Genomic DNA, 22,449 nt, shown 5'->3' with positions numbered 1-22,449 from the left:
CGGGCTGAGCTTTCCCAGTTCCCTGCAAAGGGAGAAGCGAGCGGCGCAAACCTCCTCCCCTTCAGGCGCGGGTGGCCTCGGGGTACTCGAAGCGGGCGCCCAGCGCTTCCAGATGCCGGAAAAACTGCGGGTAACTCTTGCGGATGTGGTGCGCGCCAGTAATCCGCAGAGGCGCCTGGGCATTCAGGCCCAGCACGGTTAGCAGCATGATCATGCGGTGGTCGCCGTGTCCGTCAGCGGTGACGCCCCCGGCCAGGGCCGGAGTTCCTGTCACAGTGAGGCTGTCTGCCGTCTCCTCCACCGTCAGGCCCAGCCGCTCCAACTCGCGCCGGGTGTCCGAGATGCGGTCGCATTCCTTCAGGCGCAGGGTAGCGACATTCTCCCAGGTGGTTGTGCCACTGGCCAGCGCGGCCGCTGCCGTCAGGGCCTGCACGGCATCGGTAAAGCCGTCGCCGTCGCGCGTGACCGCGTGCAGCGGCTGGCCACCCCGCACCGTCACAGTGTCGCTCTCGCGGGTCAGATCGGCGCCCATTTCTTGCAGAACAGCCAGGGCCTCGCGCTCGCCCTGAAGGTCGTGTTCGCGCAGGTTGGTCAGGCGAACCACACCCGGACGGGTGACGGCCGCCGCCAGAATCGCCGCGCTGCCGGGATAGTCGCCCGGCACCGTCACGCGCCCGGCGCGGTAGGCCTGCCCGCCCGGAATGGTGATGCGGCTCAGGTCACCCGCCGCGCTGGCCTGCACCCCAAAGGCCGCCAGCGTGTCCAGCGTCTGCCGCAGCGGGGCGTGACTCTTGATGTCGCCCGTCAGGCGCAGGTCCAGCCCGCCCGGCAGCAGCGGCGCCAGGAATATCAGCGCGCTGGCGTACTGGCTGGACCGCTCGGCGCTGACCTCCACCACCCCGCCGCGCACTGGCCCGCTGATGGTGACGGGCAGCCGTCCGTCTTGGCTCTGTACCCTCGCGCCCAGCCGCTCTAATGCCTCCAGCAGGTCCCCCTGGGGCCGCTTGCCCAGCGAATCGGGATAATCGGTGACGAAGGTGGTGCCCGTGGTCAGGGCCGCCACGCCCATTAGAAAGCGCGCCACGGCCCCGGCATTGCCCGGATTCAGGGTGACGCCCGCGCTGGGCCGCGCGCCGAAGCCGCGAATGACCACGTCTTCGCCCACCAGGGCCACGCCCGCACCCCAGTCGCGCAGGCAGCGCAGCATGGCCCCCGCGTCCTCGCTGGTTGCGGCCCCCACCACGCGCGTTTCGCCCTGGGCCAGCGCGGCGGCCAGCAGGTAACGCGTGGTGTAGTTCTTGCTGGGCTGCGCCCGCAGTTCACCGCGCAGTTCTGCGGCGGGGTACACGATGACATCGAACTTATCCGGCAGGCCGTCCATGCGGGTCAGAGTAGCGGGCTCAGTGGGCGGGGAAGCACAGGGAAATGGACAGGGGTGAAGGCCAAAAGGGATCTGAAGGGTGGAGCACACCTCTGAAAGCCTCTCCAGCTTGAAGAGGAAAGACCGAGCACTTCAAAAGAGGAGCCAACACGCACCACGCCACCTTGCCCTGTTCTCGCCCAGATTCAGGTGAGGGGTTGGGACGCGCAGGCAAGAAGCGACAGGATGGCGTCGAGGCTGGATATAGGGACGCCATACGCAGTCGAAGCAATGGCAGTTTGCCAGTGCCCTCAGCTGTTCTCTCTCGTGCCAGAGGTAGTGTCACGACTGGTCTGTCTGTAGAAGCAGAGCCGCAGCGCAGGAGCACCACTTCAGCATTCAGCTCAGCAGGCGGTGGTGCTCCTGGACGGCCTGGCCCAGCGTCATCGGACGGTTCTCCTGGCCAAGCACACAGACGCCGTACGCCGCCGCCATCTGCTGGGCGCTGCGGTTTCCTGGCATCCCGCCAATCGCCGTACACAGCCCAGGGCTCAGCACCGAGGTGATTGCTCCTGGGTGCTCCTGCTGAAAGGCACGCACCGCAAGTAAGGCAGCCCGGAACGCCAGGTAAGCATTCACGCTTTCGGGCACCTGGCTCGGTACGCGCATGGTGGGGGCACAGATCAGGTACGGAATCTCGGCGTCGTAAGTCTCGATCACCAGGGCCTGACCAACCGGCAGTTCTCCGAAGAAGTGACGGCGCAACTCATCTTGCAGGCGTTCTTGCAGCTGCCAGCCGAAGCGCTGGGTATAGACCAGATCAATGCCCCCATCCATGAAACCAAAGCTGTTGGCAGGGCTGAGAACCGCGTCTGCACGGAGATCGAAGATATCGCCCTGCGAGACGTGAACATTCGGCAGCAAGGCGAACTGCTGCTGCCAGCCAGAGACGACCTCTTCGTTCCGGTCCCGCAGGTAAAGGGTGAGTGATGGGCGCATCCTTACGTGTCAGCTTGTCACACGGATTCCGATTGAATCCAGCAGCATGCCAGATGAACTCTAAGCAGACTCAAAGAGCTGTGCAAAAGAGCGAGATATAGATGGAAAGCCACTGTCGGCGCCTCCAGAACATAGCAGTCGTCTCATCATCGTCTGCAAGCAGAGTTTCGAGTCGTCGTTTTCGTGAGGAAGACCATCCTTGAAACTCCACAGGGTCTCAGGCGTACCGACGAGCTCCCTAGCCAGGCGAAGACCTCTCTCGTCTGGAGAGGGGGCCAGCACTCCCAACCCCTCTACAACCTCAAAATTACCCCGCCCGCGATCAGCCCCGCCCCCGTCCCCACCAGCAGCACCGTCTCCCCTGCCCCCACCGCCCCCCGCGACAGCGCCTGATGCAAGGTCAGCGGCAGGCTGGCGGCAATCACATTTCCCAGCGTGGGCAGGGTCACTTCTATCTGGGCCGCTGGCCACTCATAGCGCCCCATCAGGTCCAGCCCCGCCTGACTGGCCTGGTGCGGCACGACCCGGTCAATGCCTGGTAATCCGGTACTCAGCCCTGGCCGCAGCCGCTCCAGAAAGGCGGGCACCACCCGCGAGGCCAGTTTCAGCACCTGCAGGCCCTGCATGTCAAAGGTAAGGTCGGCGAGCTGCACCCCCGGCTGCTGCGGCATTTTCAGCGTGCCGCCGCCCCGAATGCGGGTGTGATCGGCGCCTTCCGGGTAGGTTTCAATGCGCGCGGCCTGCACGCCTTGCCCAGGCCGCTCGGGCGGCCCCAGCAGTACGGCGGCGGCCCCGTCACCAATCAGCAGCGTGCTTTCGGGCTGCGCGGGGTTCAGGCCCAGGCTACCCGCCTCACTGGAAATAATCAGGACGTGGCGCGCTTGACCGGTGTGAATCAGCAGGGCGGCGTGCTGCAGGGCCAGCAGAAAGCTCAGGCAGGTGCCGTGCAGGCTGTAGGTGGCGGCCCCGCGCAGGCCCAATTCGCGGGCAAACAGGGCGGCGCCGTCAGGAATGGGTTGCAGCTGACTGCCGCTGGCGTTCAGCAGTACGTCCACATCGCCCACCGTCAGGCCCGCTGCGGCTAGGGCGTCGCGGGCCGCCTGGGCCCCCAGGGTCAGGGCCGTTTCTGCCCCCGAAATCCAGCGGCGCTCCCGCACACCGCTGCGTTTCAGGGCCAGTTCGGCGGGCACGCCGCACAGCGCGGCGACCTCGGCGGTTGGGACTATGCGCGACGGCAACGCCTGCGCGGTGGCCAGGACACGAACGCCCAGATAGTGGGTCATAGGATTTCCTCTGCTGCGGGCCGCCAGCTCCGGGTCACGCGGCGGCGCTTGGTGCCGGGCACGGGGGGCGGCAGTGTGGAGGCGCGCAGCGTCACCTGCGCCGGGTCGGCCCCGCTGCGGGCCAGGGCCGCCAGAACCGCGGCCGTGGCGGCGGGCGCCGTTTCTGGGGTGCACGGCTCAAGCAAGAGGCGTAGCGCCCCCTCACCGGTCTGTTCGGCGCGGTAGTCGCGCAGGTCCGGCACACCTGCCAGCGCCCCCCGCAGGAAGTCAGGCCAGACGGTCACCGGGCCGCCCGGACCCGGCAGCTGCAGGGCGTCGTCCTGCCGGCCCACAACCGCCGCCACGCGCCGCGCCGCCCGGCCACAGGGGCACGGGTCATCCTTCAGGCGCAGCAGATCGTCCAGCCGGTGCCGCACGAAGGGCTGGGCCCGCCGCCGCAGGTCGGTGATGACCGGCCGCACCAGGCCGCCGCCCACGGCTTCCAGGTCAAAGTGAACGTGCGCCTCAGTCAGGTGCAGCTCGCCGTATTCGCACGGCAGGGCCAGCAGCCCCTCGGTGGCCTGGTACACCTGCACCACCGGGCCCCAGGCGCGCAGCTGCCGGGCATCATCGTCCTCCAGCACTTCGGCCACGCTGACCACACGGTCGGGGCGCAGGGCGGCCCCCGCATCCTGCACGGCCCGCAGCACCGCAGGCGGCCCCACCACCAGGGTGGGCCGATAGGCTGTCACCTCCCGCACCAGGTCGGGCAGGGGCCGCAGCAGGTCGAAGAAGCGGAAGGTCAGCCGCTGGCTGCCCACACTGCGGTACAGGGGGCTGTCCGCGCGCAGAAAAAAGGCGACGCGGTGCCGCCGCGTCAGGCCGCCCAGCCCGCCGGGCAGCAGCGCGCGCAGTACGGTGCCGGCCCAGCGCGCCTGTTCCTCAGGGCTGACTAGAAAGACACCCTGGGTGCCGCTGGTGCCGGTGGACAGCCCCACCGTGACCGGGCCGCGTGGAGTCAGGAGTGGCGGGGTAAATTCGCGGGTCTGTTCCGCTCGGCGGGCCGTGGCCAGGGCCTGCTCCAGCGTGACCCCCACCGTGTTCAGGGTGTCAAAGGTGGCGAGCATCTGTGCCTTGTCCGTCGGGGGTAACTCGCGCCAGCGCGACAGGGGCAGCCCAGCCGCCCGGAACCGCGCGGCCACTGCCGGACTGTGCGCGGCCACCCAGCGCAGGTGCCCCTGGGCCAGCCGCGCCTGGTGGGCTTCCAGGGCGGAGCGGCGGCGAAAGGTGAGCCGCGTGTCATCCAGCGCGGCCAGCAGGGTCGGCAAGGCCCTCACCGCCAGCCTTCCGGGGTGTCGTGGCTGACGTGCAGGCGGGCACGGGGATTGGCCTGCAAGAAGGCCCGCAGCTGCGCGCCGCTGGCCTCTTCCTGCACCGGATCAAAAAAGGCGGCGCGGGCCACGGGATGAACCGGACGGGCCTCGCGCCCGGCCCGCACGCTCCACGCGGCGTCGGCGGCCAGGACCGTCAGGCCCTCGGCCTCGGGCACCAGCAGTCCCACCATGCCGGGTGCGTGACCGGGCAGCGGCACGGCCTGCACCGTGCCGTCACCAAACACGTCCGCCACCTCGGGAAAGGGGGCCAGCTCAGGCGGCGCCGGCACGAAATTCAGCCACTCGGTGCGGGCTTCAAAGTCGTCCGGCAGCGCTTCGGGCAAAAAGGCCCGTCGCACCGCCCGCAGGCCCCTGAGGCCCTGCAAGGGTCTGTAAGCCGCGCGGCTGAGGTGAAAGGTCGCCTGCGGAAAGTCGCGCAGGCCCCCCACATGGTCGGCGTGCAGGTGCGAGACGATGATGTGGCGCACGTCCTGAGGCGCAAAGCCCATCACGGCCAGCTGGGCGCGCGCGGTGTCCTGGGGACGCAGGCGCACCGGGGTCACGAGGCCGTAGAGCACCCCCGGCCAGCGGCGCATGGCCCCCAGCACGGGCGCCCCGTAGCCGGTGTCGAACAGCACCGGGCCGCGGGTGGGATGTAGCAGCAGCGAAAACCCGGCCGGGTACGTCTGCACCCGCCACGCGGCGCCGCGCTCGGTGATGGCGGCCAGGTTGAGGCATTCACCGGCCTGGAGAGAAAGAACCCGCACTGAATTCATGGTTGGCTCCTCAGGTGGGCGAAAACGTCGGCCAGGCCCGCCTCTGGGGTCACGGCGGGCACGTAGCCCAGGCGCTCGCGGGCTCGGGTCAGGTCCAGCGTCATGGGACGGGTCAGCAGGCGCACGCCGCTGGCCGTCAGCGGCGGCTCGGGCCGGGCCGGGTGAAGCCGCGCACCCAGTTCGAGGAGGTGGGCCGCGCCCTCCACCAGCCGCGCGGGAACGTAACGGGCCGGGCGGGGCAACGCCAGCGCGTCGGCCAGGCGGTCAACCGTGGCCCAGAGGGGGACTGCCTGCCCGTCAGTCACGTTGAAGACCCCCGGCGCGGGGCGGGCCAGGGCCAGTTCGGCGGCCTGAACCACGTTGCGTACATGGGTCAGTTCGGTCCAGACCTCAGCCCGCGTCAGGCGGGGCAGCCGCCCAGTCTTCAGCGCGCGGGCCAGCCGAGGCACCAGACTGGTGTCTCCCACGCCGTAGATGCCGCGCGGGCGCAGCACGGTGGCGTCCGGCAGGGCGGCGCGCACCGCTTCTTCGGCCAGCCACTTGCTGCGGGCATAGAGGCTGTCAAAGTGGGGGCCCAGCGGCGTGTCCTCGCGCACCTGCCGGGTCAGGCCCGTGGCGTTGTACACGCTGGGCGTGCTCACGTGAACGAGACGCGCGCCAGCCGCCGCGCAGGCGCGGGCCAGTTCACCGCTTGGGCGAATGTTGTCGGCCTGGAAGTCCGCCCAGCGCCCCCATAGGGTCGAGCGGGCCGCCGCATGAACCACGGCCTCGGTGCCGCGCAGCAGCGTTCCCCAGTCGGCCCCACGCAGGTCGGCGGGCACAAAGGTCACCCCGGCCGCCTGCAACTCGGCCCCGCGCGCCGCGTCCCGCCCCAGGCCGCGCACCTCATGTCCAGCAGCCACCAGGCGGCGGGCGACCGCGCCGCCCAGAAAACCTGTTGCGCCCGTAACCAGGACGTTCATCGGTCTCTGAGTATGAGACCTCAGGGCCCGTGAAGCGCGACCTTGGAACGCGGTTAAAAGGAGCCCGCGGACCAGCTGCCGGACTGGGGGCTGCGCCGGGAAGTCCAGGTCAGAGCGCCGCCACACACTTTACGCCAGGCACCATGACGACCCTTCCCTTTGCCGCCCGGTAGCGCTGGCTGTCCCGCATCCGCCCGCAGGAACCCGCCAGCACCCGGCTGACTTCCGCGCCGCGACGATGGTCCAGAGGGCCCAACCCTGCACGTCCGCGTGGACGGCTTGCCGTGACCTCAGTCTGGGCCGGGCCGTGGGCAAACTGAACTGGGCTACCTGCCTCTCCGCGACGCCGCCCTGCCCACCGATGAGAGCGGGTATCAACTCTGGCGGCTGACAGGGGGCGAGGCCAAGGTCTTTACCCTAATGGTTGCTGAGATTCAGGATGCCCTGAGGGGCGTCTCGACCCCGCCACCAGTGCTCAACGAAGGGGTCACCAATATGGTGCTGGCCCTCAGGGGGCGGTGGTAGAGAGGGTCAGGGTCCCCAGGGTCAGCGTGACTTCAAACCCGTTCGGGAGCCGCGAGACCTCGCAGGCCGTGAGCCGCGCCGGAGCCGCCACGCCACGGTAGGCGGGACCCAGACAGCTTTCCACGCTGCCCACCTCCAGAAACGGCTTACCAGGGTCGTCCTGCCAGGCACGGCGCGCGGCGTCCGTGACGGCCTGGGTATAGGTGTGGGCGGTGCGGGTCCGGGCGGCGCGGTCCTGCTGCGCCTGCCACCCCAGCAGCAGCGGCATCGCCACAAACGCCCCCAGCACCAGCGCGCGGCGCAGCGCAAGAGTGTTCATTCGGGCCTCGTCACGCGGTATTGCCGCTCGCCCTGCACCGTCACCGTCACGGTGACCTGGCCGCCGTCCACGGCCACCTCGCACGCCTGGGCGCCGCGTGGCAATGCGCCGGGCAGCACCTGAGCGCAGGTCTGGGTGTAGCCAACGCTGGAGGGCGGCGCCGCCGCCTGCACCGCCTCGGCCACCCGCACGGCGTAGTCGCGCACCACGCGGCCCTGCACCGCCAGGGTGGCGACCACCACGCCAATCAGGGCAAAAAAGCCCACAATGATGGTCAAGAACGTGCGCTGGGTACGGGCGCGCACCTCCGGCGTGACCTCGCGCAGGTCGCCGCTGCCGCGCAGGCCCGCCGGGGCTGGGGGGGGCGGTGGGGTGGGAACCGGGCGGCGCTTGCTCACGCGGTCCAGCGTAGCGCGCCGGCCCAGGCCAGAAGCCTCACGGTACACTGCACCCCATGAGCAAGGTCATCATCATCGGAGCTGGCGGCGTCGCCAACGTGGTCGCCAAGAAGTGCGCCCAGAACGACAGCGTGTTCTCGGAAGTCCTGATTGCCACCCGGACGGTCAGCAAAGCCGACAAGATCGTTGCGGAGATCAAGCAGCACATGCCGGACAGCAAAGCGGTGTTCACGACCGCCACCGTGGACGCCGACAACGTCCCCGAGCTGGTGGAGCTGATTCGCCGCTTTGGCCCGAAGATGGTCATCAACGTGGCCCTGCCCTACCAGGACCTGACGATTATGGACGCCTGCCTGGAAACCGGCGTGCACTACCTCGACACCGCCAACTACGAGCCCAAGGACGTGGCCAAGTTCGAGTATTCGTGGCAGTGGGCCTACCAGGACCGCTTCAAGGAGGCCGGCCTGACGGCGCTGCTCGGCTGCGGCTTTGACCCCGGCGCCACCCAGGCCTTCACCGCGCACCACGCCAAGCATCACTTCTCTGAAATTCACTACCTGGATATCGTGGACTGCAACAACGGCAACCACGGCAAGGCCTTTGCGACCAACTTCAACCCAGAAATCAACATCCGCGAGATCACGGCCAACGGGCGCTACTGGGACAACGGCGAGTGGATCGAGACCCAGCCGCTGGAAATCTCCCAGGACATCTACTACCCCAAAGTCGCCACCCGCAAGAGCTTCGTGCTGTACCACGAGGAACTGGAATCGCTGGTCAAGCACTTCCCGACCATCAAGCGCGCCCGCTTCTGGATGACCTTCGGCGAGGCGTACATCAAGCACCTGAACGTGCTCGAAGGCATCGGCATGACCTCTATTGAACCCATTGACTTTAAGGGACAGCAGATTGCGCCCATCGAGTTCCTGAAGGCGGTGCTGCCCGCGCCCGAAAGTCTGGCTGAAAACTACACTGGCCAGACCTGCATCGGCGTGCAGGCCAAGGGCATTGGCAAGGACGGCCAGCCCAAGGTGCATTTCGTCTACAACGTCAAGGACCACGCCGACTGTTACCGCGAGGTGCAGGCGCAGGGCGTGTCCTACACGACCGGCGTGCCCGCCATGATCGGCGCCATGCTGATGCTCAGTGGCGACTGGCTGCAGCCCGGCGTCTGGAATGTGGAGCAGCTGGACCCCGATCCCTTCTTCGACGCCATGAACAAGTGGGGCCTGCCGATTGACGAGCTGGCGGGCATTGAGTTGGTCAAGGACTGAGGGCCATGCCGCGGCCGGTCTACGAGGAGGCGGCTGACTTTTACGTCGCCTTCGTGGACAGGCTGCTGGCCGACCCAGAGAGTTTCTGGCATCCCCTGCTGGCCCGCTACGACGAATTGCTGGGGCCAGACCTGCCCGGTGCCCGCGTGCTGGATATCGCCTGCGGTGAGAGGCACCTGGCCCGGCGGCTGTGTGCCTTTGGGCCAGCGTCGGTGCTGGGCATTGACCTGGCCCCAGCCCTGGTTGAGGTGGCCAATCAGCGCGCCGCCGACCCCCACCTGACCTTCCGGGTAGACGACGCGCACACCCTGTCCACGGTGCCGACTGCCTCGGTGGACATAGCCGTGTCCAAGCTGGCCCTAATGGACATTCCCGATCACCGCGCCCTGTTCGGCGCCGCCGCGCGGGTGCTGGTGCCAGGGGGCCCCTTCGTCTTCTCGCTGCTCCACCCCTGCTTTGAGGCGCCGTTTCACGAAGAGACAGCGCCCCGCTTCGTGCTGGATGAGGCTGGGGAGCGCCTGGCCTACCGGGTGCAGACGTACCAGCAAGAAGGACACTGGCAGTCCGGCGGCAGTGGCGTGCGCGGGCGACTGGGAGCGTATCACCGGACCCTCTCGACGCTGGTCAACGATCTCTTGGCCGCCGGGTTTCTCCTGCGTGGTCTACACGAACTGACGGGCGGCGCGGGCCTGATGGCGCAGGTGCCCCAGACGCTCCTGATTGACGCGCAGGCCCAGGGCTGAAAGGAGATCTATGCACTATCTGCTGTTTTACCGCGACCTCGTGCCCGACTATCTGACCCGCCGTGAGCCCCTCCGCGCCCTCCACCTGGCCCACGCCAAAGCGGCTGAGGCTAGGGGCGAGCTGGTACTGGCCGGCGCCCTGGCTAACCCAGCCGACGGCGCCGTTCTGCTGTTCCAGGGCGAAGGGCCGGAAGCAGCCGAAGCCTTCGCCCTGGCGGCCCCCTACGTTCTGAACGGGCTGGTGGGGCACTGGGAAGTCCGGCGCTGGATGACGGTGGTGGGACGAGAAGCAGTTCTTCTCCCCGAACTGCTTTGAGAGAGGGAGATCAACTATAGTTGATATGGATACCGTGCTAAAGCCGCTGGAGCGCGCGTAAACCATCATCCAGAGGGCGCTGTGCCTCCAAGACTGCGTGCCACACTTCCACGATATCCTGCAGCTCTAAATCACCGTGCTGACCACCTGGCAACACGCCGAAATCCCGCCACGCGCGCCGTGCAACCGACAGATGATCCTGTCCACCCCGCGCCAAGGCAACTAACAACGGAAATACAGAAACGACGGGGCCCCAGATAGTCACCCTCTCTTGTTGTCGGGTCAGTCGATTGATCTGATAGGCCACGTTCCCACCTACTGTGATCCCAAGAGTCGGCACCCGTAAACCGAGACGAATCAAATGGGGCACGAGAGGGGCAGGTATCGCTTGGCCACGCCAGGATGTACGACCCGATACCCGCATAATGAAGTCCATAGCGGGGAAACATTCTCGAACAGGGTTAGGCATAAGCGCGGCATAAGCGGCGGCCTGTGGATGCCAACGTAAGACTAATCCTGCTAGCCCTTCGGGATCGGCGTAGCGAATATTACGCGCATCATCGAAGACTTGACGAAAGCGCTGTTCAAGTTCAGAAATCGGCCGACGAAGCGTATCCAGAGGCGTCATCGCCAGTTCTAGGTCAATTGCCGCTAGGAGAGCCCGATTATAAAGTTCCTCATAACCTAGAGATGTAACAGGAGTAATTTCCTGGATGGCCATTCCATATTCACCTAGCATAAGGCGCGCACGGCCTCTAACCCAGTGTCCAAATAGTTTGTCCGTTTCGTACGACTCTTTAGTCACTGAGCGTTCAGAAAGGGTCAAGACCACACGAAGATGCTGCTCTTGTTGATGAAGTAACTTTCCAATAGGAGCAATGGATGCAACCTGAGCGAACTTTTGCATCACTTCAACATGCCAATGATAGCGAGGAATATCAGGTATCACAAATTCTCCGCTCTCAAAACCATAATAGGCACGTATCATCTGCGACATACTGCGTGATACATCATTCTTCACTTCATCTTCAATTCCCACATCTATTGCATTTAGGGATCTTTTAATATTTCCTAAATTCATAGATAAGCTGGCAACATTCATATTGAAAAATATTTTTTCACTGTTGGATCTAATACTGCCAATCAGATCGCTGTCTAACAGTATTTCCAATCCATCACTCATACGCCCCACGAAGGCGTATGCGTTCGCTAGATTTATAATAGAGTTCTGATAGATTAAAGGGCTGTCAAATTCTTTAGCCCTATCAATAAAACTCTTAGAAATTTTTTCAATTTCTCCAATGTCATTAACTCTTTTATATGACCTAATTAAGCCATCTAAGATCAAGTACCCTATTTCAGCTTTTAATACATGAGGCGGCAATCTATTAGCTCTAGCACTTAAATCTATATATTTCTCAATAGCGTATTGGGAAGCTTTGTCTTCAGGTGTGTCATCAAAACGGGAAATTTGAACTTGGGCATAAACTCTAAATACAGAACAGAGCAGCCTGAGTGTTAAGTCTCCATGTTTGTAGGCATATTCTAACCAAGCCTCAATATCACCAACAGGCTTGGGACGTATTTTTAGAGCCAACGAAGCAGCTCTAAAATATCCAATGGGAGTGTTCAGTGCCAGAAGGGAGTCAGCTATTTCATTTGGATCGGCTCCGACTGCCTCCCGTCTGTCAACCCAATCAATAAACTCAGAATAATCGAACAGATTTGGAATGTCGTAATCCATTTACGCATCTATAAAGCTCATGTAAGACCAACATTTGGTTCTCCCCGCTCCGCTGGATCTACCGCAGGATCTCCGTGCAAGCAACTGCTACTAGGTACGCACTTAGCAGCATGAACCGTACAATTACTGTAAAAGCAAAACAAAGCCACAAAAATCTGAAGTAAACGTCTCACCATTCGCTAAGTATAAACGATCTCTGGACGGTCAACACTAGATCAAAATATCATTATATCTGATAGACCCACACTCAGATTTTTATATAACTTGAATTTAGCGGGCTCTAGTCGATCACGTGTTCCATACCTCTCGTAGCCTCTGAATATATGGTCAGCGCCTACCCCAGCAATATCCGACTTCATCTGTATCTCCAAGCTGTGGATGCTAATCGCATGGCGCATCCCTCGGTCGCGATACACACGTTGGCTTTGGCATTTAAGTTAACCCCACCCACGCAATTCGCGCACGAGGAATGCCAAATCATTCTCCCGCTTCTCGATGAACTCGTCTACTTAGGCCAATTGCTACCAGACCTCAACTCGACCCTCGATCTGCTGCGGATGGTCAGCAATCGGCAACAGGCGGCATAACTTTTACAGCTTCACTCCAACCCGTCCAGCCGCCTCCACCCCGCCTGCAAGCTCAGCCACGTTCCCAGTCCCGTCACCAGCGCCAGACATATCAATCCCAGTACCCCCTCGACCGTCACCAGCGCGGAATACCCCGGATAGAGGTCAGGGCGCAGCACGCTCCCCGCTGCTGGACGCGCCAGCAGCAGCAAGCACAGCACCGAGTACGCCAGGCTCAGGCCCATAAAGGCCAGGCCGCCAGGGCTGACCCCAATTTCGGCAGGGTTATCGGCGTCAAACCGGGGCGCCGCCGCCCCCAAACCCACACCCAGCGCGGTAATGACAAAGGCGTTGCTGACACTCACCAAGCCGCTCAGCAGCAGCAGCGTCGGCCCCAGATTCAGGCTCAGGGCGCCCGCCAGGCCCATGCCCAGCCCCAGCGTCAGCGTGACAGGCAATACGCCCAGAAACTTGCTCAGGACAATCTGGCGCGGAGCGATAGGAGCCGTGCGCAGCAGCCAGTAGGCGCGGCCTTCGGTCGAAACGGCGGGAAACGCCAGCCGCACCGCCACCCCCGCCACGATGAAGCCCTGAAACGCCAATTGGATATAGCCCAGGATGCCCCGGAACTGCGGTACCGGAATGGGCACGGCCCGCACACTGACCAGATACACACCCGCCAGGGCGGCCACGACCAGGAGCTGACTCCACTGCGTCGGGTCACGCAGGGTCACGCGCAGGTCTTTGCTGGCCAGGCTGCCGCCGCGTCCTAACCTGACCAGCGACCGCTCGGCCCAGCCGGCGCGGCGCGGCCGGGGGTCCAGCCTCGGCGTGCTGGAGTCCAGCGCCCGCGCCCAGCCCTCCTGGTAGGCGCGGGCCGCCAACAGGGTGGCGGCCACCAGCAGCCCTGCAGTCAGCAACACCAGGGGCAGCAGCGCCGGCGCCAGTCGGCCCTGCGCGGCCTGCCACACCCCCTGCGCGGCCCACGAAGGCGGCAGCAAAGGACTGCCCGGCCCAGCAAAGTTACGCAGCACGGTTTCGACCTGGGCCGGGTCCTGGAGCCTCTGCACCAGCACCTCGGGGCGCAGGGCGCGAATGGCATAGACCAGTCCGGCGCTGATCAGGACGCCCAGGGCCGTGCTGACTTCCCGTACGCGGCCCACTGGGGCGACGCGCATCAGCCCCACGGCCAGCAGGGCGCCCAGCCCCACCGGGGCCGCAAAGACCAGCACAGCCGCCAACAGCATGACGCCGTAGGCCCAGAGCGGCGCCCCAAAGTACACGGCCACCGTCATCAGCAGCGGCACACTCAGGAACAGGGGCACCAGGGCGGCATTCAGGAAGGTCTCGCTCACCTTCAGGGCAAAGACGCGCACCGTGGCAATGGGCTGCGTTAACAGAAAATTCAGGTCGTCGCTGAGGTACAGCGTCGAGATGGCCGCTGTCGTCGCACTGAACGTCACGCCGCTAGACAGGGTAATCAGACCAATTTCGAGCACCCGCGCAAACACATTCAGGCCGATGTCCCCGAAGCGGCCCAGAAAGGTCAGTGCCCGCCAGGTACCGTACACCTCGCCGGTCAGCAGCAGGGCGGCCAGCAGGCCCACCAGCCCATAGCCCCACCTGGGGCCACGCTGGACCGTGCGCCGCAGCGCCCGCAGCTTCAAGGCCCACAGACTAGGGGGTGGCCCAGGCCGGGTCCCAGGTGCAGGGCGAACTGTCATGCCCCGGCCACCTGGGCCTGCGCGGCCTGCTCCTCTTCAAGCAGCCGGAAGAAAATGCGCTCCAGGCTGTCACCGTGTACGCCGCCAGCGGCCGTTCCGGTCTGCGCCCGCAGCTCATCCATCGTGCCCTCGCCCAACACCTTACCCCGGTCCAGCACCACCAGACGGTCACACACGGCCTCGGCCAGTGGCAGGGAATGGGTGGTCAGCAGCACCGTGCGGCCCCGGTCGGCGTGTGCCCGGAAGAGTTCGCGCACCTGGCGCGCGGCGTGGGGGTCTAGGCCCACCATCGGCTCGTCCACAATCAGGACTGGGGGGTCGGGCAGCAGCGCGGCGATGATGGCGACCTTTTGCCGCATGCCGTGGGAATAGGTTTCGATGGGCTCGTTCCCAAACTCAGTCAGGCGAAAGAAAGCCAGCCAGCGGTCAATCTCGGCGTCGGGGCCCTGCACCCCATATAACTGGCCCACGAAGCGCAGCAGCTCGCGGGCCGTCAGTTTGCCGTACAGGTAGGGCCGGTCGGGGATGTAACCAAAGGCCGCCTTGGCATGCAGCGGCTCGGTCCAGACATCGTGGCCCTGCACGCGCACAGTGCCGGCCGTGGGGCGGGTCAGCCCCACCAGGGCGCGAATAGTGGTCGTTTTGCCCGCGCCGTTGCTGCCCAGGAGCCCAAACACCGCGCCGGGCTGCACCGTGAAGCTCAGGTTGCTGACCGCCTCGTGCCGCCCGTAGCGCTTGGTGTAGTTCTGGACTTCGATCATGTGGGCCAGCGTAGGGGGCCGCGTCTGACAGGGGGGTTACGCTCTGGGCGGGAGGGCGTTGAGGTGAGCTGTGCCGGATGCGCCATGAGGGCAGATCACACCAGGCTCTGAATAGGGCTGATGCTCCTGGGCTGTGGGGCGCGGCCAAGACTAGTCTGCCCCTGCTTCATGGCCTGTTCCACACTTTTCCCGCCGCCCCGAGGCCGCCCACGACTGGAATCCAGCTCAGCAATGCCCGGCAAAGAGGGCGCTACCCTGACCGGGCACATGGGCCACCCTATTCACGTTCTGCCCGACCACGTCGCGCGCCTGATTGCGGCGGGTGAGGTCGTGTCACGCCCGCTGGACGTGGTCCGTGAGCTGGTGGACAACGCGCTGGATGCGGGCGCCAGCCGCATCGAGGTCGAACTGGACGGCGGCGGCCTGACCCTGGTGCGGGTGCGGGACAACGGCGCGGGCATTCCGGCCGGGTCGGTGGGGCTGGCGCCGCTGCGGCACGCCACCAGCAAGCTGGCCCCCGACAGCGGGGCGGCGCTGCGCGTGACCACCCTGGGCTTCCGGGGCGAGGCGCTGTGGGCGGCGGCGCAGGCCGGCGAGCTGCAGCTGGTCACGCGCCCGGCCGCGCAGGTGGGCGCAGCCGAGGTGCAGGCCTGCGGCGACGAGGTGGGGGTCGGCCGAACCTCAGCCCCGGCCGGCACCACCGTGACAGTTCGGCGGCTGTTTGCGCGGCTGCCCGGTCGCCTGCGCACCCAGGCGCCCCCCGCCACCGAGGCGCGCGAGGTCACAGCGCTGCTGGGCCGCTACGTGCTGCACTGGCCGGGGCTGCACTGGCGCCTGACCGTGGACGGCGAGGTGCGGCTGACGCACGCCCCTGCCGACCACCGGGGCGCCGTCGCCAGTGTGTACGGTCCCCTGAACGCTAACCGCGTGCTGCCCGTGAGCAGCGGCGCCGTGCGCGGGGTGGTCTCGCGCCCCGAACTCACGCGGCCCCGGCGCGACCGTATGCATTTCAGCGTCAATGGCCGCCCGGTGCTGGCCCCACCTGAACTGGAACGCGCCGTGATTGACGCTTACGCCGAGCTTCTGCCTGCTGGGACGGCGCCGCTGTGCGTGCTGGACCTGACGGTGGCCCCGGAGGAACACAACCCCAACGTTCACCCCGCCAAGCAGGTCGTGGCCCTGGCCGATCTGGGCGCGGTGGCAGCTGGGGTGCGCGCGGCCGTGGAGGAGGCGCTGGCCGGACACCCGCTGGCGCGCGCCGCGCCCGCCCTGCTGACGCCAGATGCTGCGCCGCCCACTCCGCACGGCCACTTTCCAGCGCTGAGCCTGGTGGGCGTGTATCAGGAGCTGTACCTGCTGGCCCAGGGCGAGGGCGACCTGTGGGTGGTGGACGCCCACGCCGCGCACGAGCGCGCCCTCTACGAGCAGCTGCGCCGCGAGGTGCAGGCCGCGCCCCCCCTGGAACTCCCCGAGCCCGAGCTGCTGCACCTGACGCCCGAGCAACTGGCCTGCCTGCACGAACGCGCCCCGGCCCTGCACGCCTGGGGTCTGGCCATCGAGGATTTTGGGGCCGGTCTGGCGCGGCTGCGCGCGCTGCCCGCCGCCCTGGCCGCGCTGCCGGTGCCCCGCTTACACGAGCAGATTGTCGAAGCCGCGCTGGGCACCGGCAGCGACCCGGCGCGGGACGTGCTGGCGCGGCTGGCCTGCGCCCCGGCCCTGAAAGCCGGCATGCTGAACCACGCACGGGGCGAGGCGGTGCTGGCGGCGCTGTCAGGCTGCGAGCAGCCCTGGGCCTGTCCCCACGGCCGCCCCACCACCCTGCGCCTGAGCGAGCGTGACCTGGCCCACGCCTTCGGGCGCCGGGGCGTGCGCGACGTGCCGCGGGGCCGCGACGCCGCGCCCGGCGTCAGCGGGCGGTAAGGGCGCTGCGCTGGCCGCTGAACAGCACCGGAAAGGTGGTGCGGGCCGCGCGGGTCATGACGGGCTGCACCCAGTAGGGCAGCCGGGCCGCCGCGTTCGTGACCTCAAAGCGGCCGTCGCGCGACACGGTCATCACGCCAGTCCAGCCCTGGCGCAGCGTGAGGTTGTAATAGGTGTTCAGCCCGGCGCAGCGCCCCTTTATGGTCACGGTGCGGTCGCTGTACATCCACTGCCCGCGCCGGGTGGGGCTGGTGGGGTGATCGGCCTGCACGACGGTGGCCAGCGAATTGCTTCCCGCATGAAAGGCCAGCAGGGTTTCGGCGGTGTAGGTGCGGGCGCCCGCCGGGGCCACCTTGACCCCCGCGCAGACACTCAGGGGCTGAACCGGCGGCCTAAACGTCTGCGGAAGAGCGATGTGAAAGCGCGCCCCACTGACCCGGCCTGCCCCCAGCAGCCAGCCTTCACTGAGGTTGGTCAGCAAGATGCTCACGGCACCCGGCCCCACCTGGCTCAGCGCCTGCGGATTGCGAATCTCACCGCCGATTTCCAGGGTGGCGGCCGAGGCCAGCGGCGAAAAGAAGCTCAGCACAAGGAACATCCGGGCGAGAAGAGTCATCGGGCGGCAGCATGGGCCGGGCGCGTCAATCTCATGTCGGCCAGCGTGAAGTTCGTTACAGCGGCGTGCGTCAGGCTTACGTCACTGGGCGGATGCTGCCTGGCGTCGCAGGATGCCACCATGCGGGCGCCTCCCTCCGCTCCGGCGAACCACTGGAAGGCCTCGGTCTTTCTTCCATCTATCGGCCGCAAGAGCGCCAGCTGGTCAGCGCCCTATTTGGCACCCACTCTTCTCACTGAACCTGACCCGTTGACCCCGAGTCAGGTGGAGGCTCCCCCCATGCTTCACGTCACTGTTCTGGGCCGCCCAGCGGCCGACAACGCGCTGCTGGTCAGCGCTGAATCGGGCCAGGGCCGCACGCGCCTGCTGCTCGACTGCGGCGCCGGCACCGCCGAAAGCCTGCCCCTGGCCACCGTGCAGGAGGTTGACCACCTGCTGCTCTCGCACCTTCATATGGACCATATCAGTGGCTTTGACGCCTTTTTCCGCGTCAACTTTGACCGCCAGACGCGCGAGAACCACATCTGGGGACCGCCGGGAACGGCGCGCATCCTGCACCACCGCTTTCAGGGCTTCTGGTGGAACCACGCGCCTGACCTGCGCGGCGTGTGGCACGTCCACGACGTGGGGCCGGGCGAGATACAGACCTTTCTGTTCCGGGCAGAGGAGGCCTTTGCCGTGATGCACAGCGCGGGTCAGCGGGCCCAAGGCGGCCCGCTGCTGAGCACCCCGCACCTGAGCGTCTCGGCAGTGACACTGGCCCATCACGGGGCCAGCCTGGGCTTCCGGGTGCAGGAACCCGAGCGGATAAACATTGACCCGGCGGCGCTGCGGGCGCTGGGCCTGCCGGGCGGGCCGTGGCTGAGTGCCCTGAAAAGCGGCCAGCCGGGGCTGCTCGACACCCCCGCTGGCCCCCGCGACGCCGAGCAACTTCGCCGCACCCTGCTGCGCCGCGAACCGGGCCAGAGCCTGGCCTACCTGACTGATTTTCTGCTGGACGACGCGGCGCACACCCGACTGACCTCCTGGCTGGCCGGGGTAGAGATCCTGTACGCCGAGGCCCAGTACCTGCCAGAAGACGCCGACCTGGCCGCCCGCCACCACCACACCACCGCCGACAGGGTGGCGCGGCTGGCCGCCGACAGCGGCGTGGGGGCGCTGCGGCTGCTGCACCTCTCGCGCCGCTACGCCCCCGAGCGCTGGCCCGAGTTTCTGACGGTGGCGCAGGAAGCCTTTGCAGCCACCGCCTTCCCCGACGACTGGACTCTGTCAGGCTGAGAGGGGGCAGGCTGTCATAGCTACAGAGCGCTGAGATCACCCAGACCTCTGTTGCCACCCTAAATCTGCTGCCCGCAACGAGGACCCCGGCGCCTCCAACGGAGTTCCCCTGCACCCCCAGGGCAGCGAGACACCAATCCATTTCATAAGCCTGCCGTCCGTGACGGTCCCTCGCTTCAGTACGCTTGAGGTCATACTCAACCACACTGAAGACCGCTCTAAGTGAGCCGGGCCACTTCACGCGCGGCCAGCCGCAAATAGTAGGGCGTGTAATTGGGGCGCACGCCCGGCACCGTGCCCGTCCAGGTGCGGAAGGTGCGGTCATAGACGGCGGCCCGGTGCAGCAGGGCCAGGGGCAGTGCCCGCCAGAGCAGCGGCGCGGCGTCCGGTGCCCCCAGGACACGCAGATAGGCCGTGACCAGCCGCTGGGGCAGGTCAGGCACCGCCTGACGAACCGGCAGCCCCTCGCGGCCGGGGTGAAGCGCGAAGGCCAGAAACCACCCGGCGTCCATAAAGGGGTGGGCGGCGCTGGCCGCCTCGCTCCAGTCAAACCGGAGCGCGCCGCGCGCCGGGCTATAGAGGGCATTACGCGGGTGGGCGTCGCCGTGGGCGGGCAGGTTGGGCAGGCCGTGACCGTGCAGGTCGCTGAACGCGGCGCGGATGCGGGAGCGCGCATCTTGCAAGGTGGTCAGGGTCTCGGCCGCCAGGCCCCAGGTCTGGAGTGCGGCGGTCTCGCCCAGGAGGGCGTCCACACGCTCAGCCATTTCAGTCAGGGGGAGGCCCAGCGCACCCAGGCCAACCAGGGCCGCCGCGTCGGCGCTGCGCTGAAACCCGGCCAGGCGTTCTAGGGCCTGTATCCAGGCCTGTGGGTCAGATGCGCTGTCGAGTAACTCACCGCCGTCCAGGGTCAGCAGGGCACACCGGGCCGGGTCGGCCGCCAGGACTGGCGGCAGGAGGCCAGGGTGACACGCGCCCAGGTGGGCACTCAGGGCGGCCTCCTGCCCAGTTTCGCTAACATTCAGCCAGGCCCGGCCCGCCTCGGTGGAGACTGTGTGGGTGGCGGTCAGGTCATGGGCGCTGTGCCACTCGACCTCGCCCTGCCGCGTCAGGCCGGCGGTCTTTAAGAGCCCATCGGCCAAGGCGGTTACCTACGCCGGCCAGCCGGGGCGCTGCCAGCGGCGGGCGTGGGTGATGAGGCCTGGTTGGACCTCGCTCCAGGCGCCTTCGCCTGACCATTGGCTATCATTCAGCGCCTGGGCATGGATGAGACCCGCTTGTCCGAATAGTGAAGGGGCCAGACCTCACCTAACGTTGCCCGTAACGCCGCCTCCAACGGCTGCCCAGCATCCAGTCTCACCGCTGGCCAGTGCCCCGCCGCTGTGCGCCAGACCCGCCGCCCGTCAGGGTGCCAGAGGGCCACCGCACGCCGCAGCGGCGCCTCAGCCACCGTGCTGTGTGCGGGCCTTGGTCGTGGTCGTGTACAGACTGCGCCCCAGATAAATGGCGGGCTGGGCCACCAGCAGGCCCTGGTCGTCGTAGGCGTCAGGGTCGTAGTGGACGGCCTGCACCTGACCCACCATCAGGTCGTGGTCGCCGGTGGGCAGCACCGCGCTCAGGGTGCAGGTATAGTGCAGGTAGGCGCTCGCCAGCGCCAGCGGCTCGCCGGGTAGAGTGGGCAGGCTCAGCAGCGCGTGCTTGTCGTGGCCCCCGTGCAGGCTGTACACGCCGCTGCCCTGCACCGCGCCCGCCCGGCTGTACGGCAGGAAGTTCACGCCAAACCGGCCGCTGGCCTCAATCAGGGGGTGGGTGGCCCGCGCCCGTCCCACCGCAACCCCGTACAGCGGCGGTTCGGCGCTCAGGGCGGTGTGCCAGCCCGCCGCCATCACGTTGCGCACGCCGTCATGCACGGCGGTCACCAGGGCCACGGTGCCGGGGTAGTAGCCGAAAAAGCGGTCTGTGCGTTCGCGCAGCATCGCCCCTGAGGATAGCGGCCCTCCGCGCTGCACGCCGCCCCGTATGCTGTGCCCCATGTCTGTCGTGACCCGTATTGCCCCCAGCCCCACCGGCGACCCCCATGTGGGCACCGCGTACATTGGCCTTTTCAATTACACCCTGGCGCGTCAGGGCGGCGGCAAGTTCATCCTGCGCATTGAGGACACCGACCGGGGCCGCTACGTGCCAGACAGTGAAAAGCGCATCTTTCAGATGATGCAGTGGCTGGGCCTGACCCCCGATGAGTCGCCCCTGCAAGGCGGCGAGCATGGGCCTTACCGCCAGTCGGAGAGGTTTGACCTGTACGGCGACTATGCCCGGCAGCTCGTCGCCTCGGGCCACGCCTACTACGCCTTCGAAACCCCCGAGGAACTGGGCACCCTGCGCGAAACTGCCCAGCAGGAGGGCCGCGTAATCGCCGTGCCCAGCCGCGACCTGGACCCCACCGAAGCGGAGCGCCGCGTAGAGGCCGGGGAGGCGGCCGTGATTCGCCTAAAGGTGCCGCGCGAGGGCGAAACCGTCGTCAACGACCAGCTGCGCGACCCCATTCACTTTCAGAACCGCGAGATTGACGACAAGGTGCTGCTCAAGGCCGACGGCTTTCCCACCTACCACCTGGCCAACGTGGTGGATGACCGCCTGATGGGCGTGACCCAGGTGGTGCGCGCGGAAGAATGGATTACCTCTACCCCCATTCACGTGCTGCTGTACCGCGCCTTTGGCTGGCCCGAGCCCGTCTGGGCCCACATGCCCCTGCTGCGCAACGCCGACAAATCCAAAATCAGCAAGCGTAAGAACCCCACCAGCGTGGAGTGGTACATGGATCAGGGCTTTTTGCCCGAAGCGATGCTGAACTTTCTGGCCACGATGGGCTGGACCCACCCGGACGGCCTGGAAGTCTTTGACCTGGCCGAATTTCAGCGGGTGTTCAAGCTAGAAGACGTGACGCTGGGCGGCCCCGTCTTCAGCCTGGACAAGCTGCGCTGGTACAACGGCAAATACCTGCGCGAGGTGCTGGGGGAGGACGAGGTGGCCCGCCGCCTGCACGCTTTCCTGGCCGGACAGAAAGCCGAATTGCCCCTGGACGACTATTTCCGCGCCGTGACCCGCCTGATGACCCCACGCATCGAGGTCTTCAGCGAATTTCTGGACAAGACGCCATACTTCTGGAGCGAGGAGTACCCCGTCACCGAGAAGGCGCAGGCGGCCGTGGACGGCGCAAAGGAACTCCTGCCCGATCTGGCCGCGCGCCTGAAGAACCTCCCCAGCTTCGATGCGGCCAGTATCAAGGCCGCCTTCCAGGGCTTCGCTGAAGAACGCGGCCTGAAGCTGGGCAAGGTGATGCCCCCGGTGCGTGCGGCGGTGGCCGGCACCCTGGAAAGCCCCGATCTGCCCGAGCTGCTGGCCACGTTGGGCCAGGCGCGGGTGGTGGCGCGCGTGGAACGGGCCGCGCGGTAAGGCGCACAGGCACAGCAGCGGGGCGGGCGTTGATGTGGCCCGCCCTTTGACGTGTACGGCAAGAGGCGACTCTTTCTGATGTC

21 protein-coding genes are annotated in these 22,449 nt (G+C 66.6%); 7 read left to right on the top strand and 14 right to left on the bottom strand.

From position 1 onward, the window contains the following. Positions 1–61: 61 nt before the first annotated feature. The 8 genes from aroA to K7W42_RS13790 all read right to left on the bottom strand — a co-directional run bounded on the left by aroA (position 62) and on the right by K7W42_RS13790 (position 7,974). The gene (gene aroA / locus K7W42_RS13825) at positions 62–1,381 is read right to left on the bottom strand and encodes a 3-phosphoshikimate 1-carboxyvinyltransferase (RefSeq protein WP_224575414.1); all 1,320 of its coding nucleotides are present in this window, start codon (positions 1,379–1,381) and stop codon (positions 62–64) included. 378 nt (positions 1,382–1,759) lie between these two features. Continuing rightward, positions 1,760–2,359, bottom strand: a complete 600-nt coding sequence (locus tag K7W42_RS13820; RefSeq protein WP_224575413.1) for a macro domain-containing protein — start codon at positions 2,357–2,359, stop codon at positions 1,760–1,762. Between the two features lie 293 nt (positions 2,360–2,652). Then, the gene (locus tag K7W42_RS13815; protein WP_224575412.1) at positions 2,653–3,642 is read right to left on the bottom strand and encodes a 3-oxoacyl-[acyl-carrier-protein] synthase III C-terminal domain-containing protein; all 990 of its coding nucleotides are present in this window, start codon (positions 3,640–3,642) and stop codon (positions 2,653–2,655) included. Beyond that, a complete protein-coding gene (locus tag K7W42_RS13810) occupies positions 3,639–4,958 on the bottom strand; it encodes a F390 synthetase-related protein (protein WP_439648863.1) in 1,320 nt (439 codons plus the stop codon). The genes K7W42_RS13815 and K7W42_RS13810 overlap by 4 nt, the downstream gene beginning before the upstream one ends. Further along, the gene (locus K7W42_RS13805; protein WP_224575410.1) at positions 4,955–5,770 is read right to left on the bottom strand and encodes an MBL fold metallo-hydrolase; all 816 of its coding nucleotides are present in this window, start codon (positions 5,768–5,770) and stop codon (positions 4,955–4,957) included. Before K7W42_RS13805 ends, K7W42_RS13810 begins: the two co-directional genes overlap by 4 nt. Then, positions 5,767–6,732 (bottom strand): NAD-dependent epimerase/dehydratase family protein, encoded by a 966-nt coding sequence (locus K7W42_RS13800; protein ID WP_224575408.1) that lies wholly within the window; start codon positions 6,730–6,732, stop codon positions 5,767–5,769. The genes K7W42_RS13805 and K7W42_RS13800 overlap by 4 nt, the downstream gene beginning before the upstream one ends. 508 nt (positions 6,733–7,240) lie before the next feature. Continuing rightward, positions 7,241–7,576, bottom strand: coding sequence for a hypothetical protein (locus K7W42_RS13795; protein WP_157458572.1), 336 nt, complete (start codon positions 7,574–7,576; stop codon positions 7,241–7,243). Further along, entirely contained in the window at positions 7,573–7,974 is a 402-nt protein-coding gene (locus K7W42_RS13790; RefSeq protein ID WP_224575406.1) for a hypothetical protein, read from the bottom strand. The genes K7W42_RS13795 and K7W42_RS13790 overlap by 4 nt, the downstream gene beginning before the upstream one ends. A gap of 56 nt (positions 7,975–8,030) precedes the next feature. On the opposite strand from K7W42_RS13790, the gene K7W42_RS13785 reads away from it, so the two are divergent. The 3 genes from K7W42_RS13785 to K7W42_RS13775 are packed head-to-tail and all read left to right on the top strand — an operon-like array spanning position 8,031 to position 10,307. After that, positions 8,031–9,248 (top strand): saccharopine dehydrogenase family protein, encoded by a 1,218-nt coding sequence (locus tag K7W42_RS13785; RefSeq protein ID WP_224575404.1) that lies wholly within the window; start codon positions 8,031–8,033, stop codon positions 9,246–9,248. A gap of 5 nt (positions 9,249–9,253) precedes the next feature. Beyond that, the gene (locus K7W42_RS13780) at positions 9,254–9,991 is read left to right on the top strand and encodes a class I SAM-dependent methyltransferase (RefSeq protein WP_224575403.1); all 738 of its coding nucleotides are present in this window, start codon (positions 9,254–9,256) and stop codon (positions 9,989–9,991) included. 10 nt (positions 9,992–10,001) lie between these two features. After that, positions 10,002–10,307, top strand: coding sequence for a YciI-like protein (locus K7W42_RS13775; RefSeq protein WP_224575401.1), 306 nt, complete (start codon positions 10,002–10,004; stop codon positions 10,305–10,307). Between the two features lie 37 nt (positions 10,308–10,344). Here the strand turns inward: K7W42_RS13775 and K7W42_RS13770 are convergent, their stop codons facing one another. Next, a complete protein-coding gene (locus K7W42_RS13770; RefSeq protein WP_224575399.1) occupies positions 10,345–12,051 on the bottom strand; it encodes a hypothetical protein in 1,707 nt (568 codons plus the stop codon). Positions 12,052–12,374: 323 nt separating this feature from the next. On the opposite strand from K7W42_RS13770, the gene K7W42_RS13765 reads away from it, so the two are divergent. Further along, positions 12,375–12,638, top strand: a complete 264-nt coding sequence (locus K7W42_RS13765; RefSeq protein WP_224575398.1) for a hypothetical protein — start codon at positions 12,375–12,377, stop codon at positions 12,636–12,638. Between the two features lie 11 nt (positions 12,639–12,649). On the opposite strand, the gene K7W42_RS13760 is transcribed toward K7W42_RS13765, so the two are convergent. Both K7W42_RS13760 and K7W42_RS13755 read right to left on the bottom strand, forming a co-directional pair. Next, positions 12,650–14,341, bottom strand: coding sequence for a putative ABC transporter permease subunit (locus tag K7W42_RS13760; protein ID WP_224575396.1), 1,692 nt, complete (start codon positions 14,339–14,341; stop codon positions 12,650–12,652). After that, positions 14,338–15,102 carry an ABC transporter ATP-binding protein gene (locus K7W42_RS13755; protein ID WP_224575394.1) on the bottom strand — a complete coding sequence of 255 codons (765 nt, stop codon included), beginning with the start codon at positions 15,100–15,102 and terminating at the stop codon, positions 14,338–14,340. Before K7W42_RS13755 ends, K7W42_RS13760 begins: the two co-directional genes overlap by 4 nt. Before the next feature lie 267 nt (positions 15,103–15,369). Here K7W42_RS13755 and mutL point away from each other — a divergent pair, with 267 nt between their 5' ends. Next, positions 15,370–17,022 carry a DNA mismatch repair endonuclease MutL gene (gene mutL / locus K7W42_RS13750; RefSeq protein ID WP_224575393.1) on the top strand — a complete coding sequence of 551 codons (1,653 nt, stop codon included), beginning with the start codon at positions 15,370–15,372 and terminating at the stop codon, positions 17,020–17,022. Here mutL and K7W42_RS13745 read toward each other — a convergent pair. Continuing rightward, entirely contained in the window at positions 17,009–17,638 is a 630-nt protein-coding gene (locus tag K7W42_RS13745; RefSeq protein ID WP_224575391.1) for a hypothetical protein, read from the bottom strand. The genes mutL and K7W42_RS13745 overlap by 14 nt on opposite strands. A gap of 279 nt (positions 17,639–17,917) precedes the next feature. On the opposite strand from K7W42_RS13745, the gene K7W42_RS13740 reads away from it, so the two are divergent. Continuing rightward, on the top strand, positions 17,918–18,916 hold the full coding sequence (locus tag K7W42_RS13740) for an MBL fold metallo-hydrolase (RefSeq protein ID WP_255639365.1): 999 nt from the start codon (positions 17,918–17,920) through the stop codon (positions 18,914–18,916). A gap of 218 nt (positions 18,917–19,134) precedes the next feature. On the opposite strand, the gene K7W42_RS13735 is transcribed toward K7W42_RS13740, so the two are convergent. Together K7W42_RS13735 and K7W42_RS13730 are read right to left on the bottom strand one after the other, a co-directional pair. After that, complete coding sequence (locus K7W42_RS13735; RefSeq protein WP_224575387.1) at positions 19,135–20,055, bottom strand: aminoglycoside phosphotransferase family protein; 921 nt, start codon at positions 20,053–20,055, stop codon at positions 19,135–19,137. A gap of 300 nt (positions 20,056–20,355) precedes the next feature. Next, a complete protein-coding gene (locus tag K7W42_RS13730) occupies positions 20,356–20,889 on the bottom strand; it encodes a flavin reductase family protein (RefSeq protein ID WP_224575386.1) in 534 nt (177 codons plus the stop codon). 55 nt (positions 20,890–20,944) lie between these two features. Here K7W42_RS13730 and gltX point away from each other — a divergent pair, with 55 nt between their 5' ends. Then, a complete protein-coding gene (gltX, locus tag K7W42_RS13725; RefSeq protein WP_224575385.1) occupies positions 20,945–22,366 on the top strand; it encodes a glutamate--tRNA ligase in 1,422 nt (473 codons plus the stop codon). The last annotated feature ends 83 nt before the right edge of the window (positions 22,367–22,449 follow it).

Source organism: Deinococcus betulae, assembly GCF_020166395.1.
GTDB classification, from domain to species: Bacteria; Deinococcota; Deinococci; order Deinococcales; family Deinococcaceae; genus Deinococcus; species Deinococcus betulae.
The sequence above is the reverse complement of the archived record's forward strand: the minus strand, read 5'-3'. Positions and strand labels throughout refer to the sequence as shown.